Origin of the sequence: Actinomycetospora lutea (assembly GCF_028737205.1) — a bacterium.
GTDB lineage: Bacteria > Actinomycetota > Actinomycetes > Mycobacteriales > Pseudonocardiaceae > Actinomycetospora > Actinomycetospora lutea.
Genome location: NZ_JAQZAL010000078.1, coordinates 1 through 2,844 on the forward strand (window position 1 = coordinate 1; position 2,844 = coordinate 2,844).

2 protein-coding genes and 1 pseudogene are annotated in these 2,844 nt (G+C 69.5%); 1 reads left to right on the plus strand and 2 read right to left on the minus strand.

Annotated features, from left to right (window positions below):
- Nucleotides 1-236: 236 nt before the first annotated feature.
- A pseudogene (locus PHK61_RS31670) lies at nt 237-607 on the minus strand (IS3 family transposase); the annotation flags it as partial.
- A gap of 23 nt (nt 608-630) precedes the next feature.
- On the minus strand, nt 631-1,470 hold the full coding sequence (locus PHK61_RS31675) for a helix-turn-helix transcriptional regulator (protein WP_274285019.1): 840 nt from the start codon (nt 1,468-1,470) through the stop codon (nt 631-633).
- A gap of 162 nt (nt 1,471-1,632) precedes the next feature.
- Here PHK61_RS31675 and PHK61_RS31680 point away from each other — a divergent pair, with 162 nt between their 5' ends.
- A complete protein-coding gene (locus PHK61_RS31680; RefSeq protein ID WP_274285020.1) occupies nt 1,633-1,926 on the plus strand; it encodes a hypothetical protein in 294 nt (97 codons plus the stop codon).
- Nucleotides 1,927-2,844 lie beyond the last annotated feature (918 nt).

Here is a 2,844-nt window from a genome sequence, read left to right on the forward strand (position 1 = left end):
GGAGCCGGTCACTCTAATCGCACCACGGACTGTTAGTCGCCGTCGATTCGCACCATGACCCGCACCGCGAGCCATCGGACGACTTGAGGAAAGCGCCTCATGCCACCGAGCCGGCGACTCACGATGACGGGTCCTGCTTAACCCGATCCGACTGGTACCCGTTGGTGGGCGATTCGCCCTCTGAGCTGCGCGGCCGTCGCGGGCGCCGTCCCGAGTGTGACTGGCTCGCACGTAGGCAACCCCGCCCCGGTTGCGGGGAAGGCCAGTTCGGTCACCCAGAGCTGTTCGGGGGGTCGGCCCGGAACGTGCGTTCGACCAGGTCCGGGTGCCGCCCGGTGGTACTCGGATCCGCTCGGGTGGTGGGACTCGCTTGCTGCGCCTTGCGCCCTCGATCCCGGCGGCGCGCATCAGTCGGGCGACCTGGTCGCGGCCGATGTCGAGCCGGCGCGGCGGGCCGCCTTGTGCAGCTTGCGGGCCCCGTAGACGCGGTAGTTGTCTTCCCGCAGCGTGATCAGCTGCGGGGTGAACGCCGGTGCCGGCGTGCCCGCGCCGAGGGTGGGCAGGTCTCGGCGACGTAGTAGCTGCTCGGGGCCACCTGCAGCACCGCTTACTGGCCGGTGGCCGTGCCGATCAGCCGACAAGGCCTGCTCTGCGCGCTGCGTGGACCGTCTCCGTCCGGTTGTGGGTGCCTAGCTTGCGCATGACGTTCTTGAGGTAGGTCTTCACCGTCGTCGGCATCACGGCGAGTTGTTCAGCCACCTCGTTGTTCGTCCGGCCCTGCGCTACCTCGACGAGGACTTGGAGCTCTCGACCGGTCAGGTGGGGCACGGCCATCGCGCCAGGCCCGGACGAGGGACCGAGCCGCTCGCACAGCACGTGGAGGCGGTCGCGGAGGGGCTCATCGGACGTGGCCTCCGCGATCGACACGAGCTCATCGTGGATCTCCCGCAGATCCACGGTGCGCCGCGGCTCCTTGCGCCGTTGGAGCTCCTCGACCATCTGCAGCCGGCGGGCCACCTCGTACTCCACGACGAGCTCCCGACCCACCCCGGCCGCGACGCGGGCAGCGGCATCGAGAACACGATCACCGAGGGGCTCTGTGGTGCGCGCCGCCCCGTAGAGCAGGGCGCGGACTTCACGGCCGACGTGAACGGGGACGGCCACCAGACCGTGGGTCTGCTCCTGGATGAGCTTGTGGTCGTACACGTGGCTGATCGTCGTCGCGCGCAGGTAGTCGTTGACCACGACAGGTCGCCCGAGCTGCAGGGCCTTACCCCCGGCACCCATGCCCGGGGTGACGACGACCCCCCGCATCGTCTCGGTGAGCATGCCGTGCAGTTCGGTGACGACCAGGCGCCCCCCGCGGGTGACCGGGCCGGCCAACGTGCCGTCCAACCCGGTCGCCCACCGCAGACGAGGCAGTGCGCGGCGCAGGGGACGCACCAGGTCCGGGCCCGCCGTGTCGATCATGTCGTCCCTCGCTCGCAAGACATCGTCCGCGTGGGTGCCGCTCGAGTGTGGCAGCGGCGACCTCTCGACATCTCCTCCTGATGGAGGTGACCGGGCTCGCGGGTGACAGCCCAAGCTCGCTCGGGCCGCCCGCCGGGCGGGTTGACGAAGAAGGGAGACGACATGTTCGCGGTCATCCGCACCTACGAGGACGAGGTACCGGAGATCGTCGTGGAGGTCGGCAAGCGAGCGGAAGCCCTTCGCGACGTGATGCGCGGTCTCGACGGTTTCGTCGCCTACTACTTGGTGGACCTCGGCGACGGTCGCGTGACGACCATCGGCGTCTTCGACACGCGGTCCGGCGCTGAGGAGTCCACCCGGTCGGCAGGCAGGTGGCTGCACGAGACCGGCCTCGCAGCCCTGGTGCCGAACCCACCGACGATCACCCTCGGCGAGGTCGTCCTCGACGCGCGGTAGGACGTCACGGGGGTATCACCAGCCGTGCCGCGACTCGTTCGCTCACCGCTGGCTCCGGGCTCAGAGAGCACGCCCGCGAGCATCGACCTGGGCCGCGCCGCCGACCGGCAGCACGTGCCCTGGAACAGCCCGGATCAACGGGACCCCTCGAGGGATCGGCCCAGACGCCCACCGCCTTCGTCCCGGTCGACGGGGCTTCCGAGCGGGCCGCGGCCAGGACAGCGGCCCGGGTGCGAGAGAGGGCACAGCACGCGAGCTCCGGCGTGCTGCGCACCTTGCCTTCGGCCGCGCTGTCGCCCTGAGACGGCGTCCGTGTCTGTCACGGAATCGCCGGGCTGAACACGCGCTCAACACAGTTGCGAGATGTGATGATCACCTACGCACGAACCCGACCCGACTCGCCCTCCGGCGGGATCACCTTCTTCCTTCCGACCGATCCGCCGACCACCGGCGACCCGAGCGGCCGGCTCCCGCCGCACGAGGCCATGCGCCTGCGCGCCGCCGCGCACCACGCGAAGCGCGCATATCCAGGAGCGGTCGGTGAGCTGCTCGCTCGCGAGCTGACCGCCCACGCCGAGTTCGGCTACCGCTTCGCCACCGATGGGCTCTTGCCCCGTCTCGCGACCGAAGTACTGAGATCACCCGTGCCACGGTGAACGACGCCGCCTCGAGTACTCCGGACCCGACCTCTCCCCCCGGGGGTTGACTCTCCAAGAGGCAGACGAGTTGGTTCTTGTGGGCTTTTGTCGCCCTCACCAAACCAGGAGAATCAGCGCGGATGACGAACCATCTTGCGCGGATAATTGACGCGTTCGACGCCGGCCGACTCGAGCTGGTCGTCGCCCAAACGACCGACGATTACTGGCTCTTCCGGAAATGGAGTGCAGCTGAGGGTGTGACCGGGCCGGGAGCTGGGGT

What these genes read in the sequence shown, in the direction of transcription:
- PHK61_RS31680 (WP_274285020.1), top strand. Translation starts at nt 1,633, where the DNA reads ATGTTCGCGGTCATCCGCACCTACGAGGACGAGGTACCGGAGATCGTC.
- PHK61_RS31675 (WP_274285019.1), bottom strand. Translation starts at nt 1,470, where the DNA reads ATGATCGACACGGCGGGCCCGGACCTGGTGCGTCCCCTGCGCCGCGCA.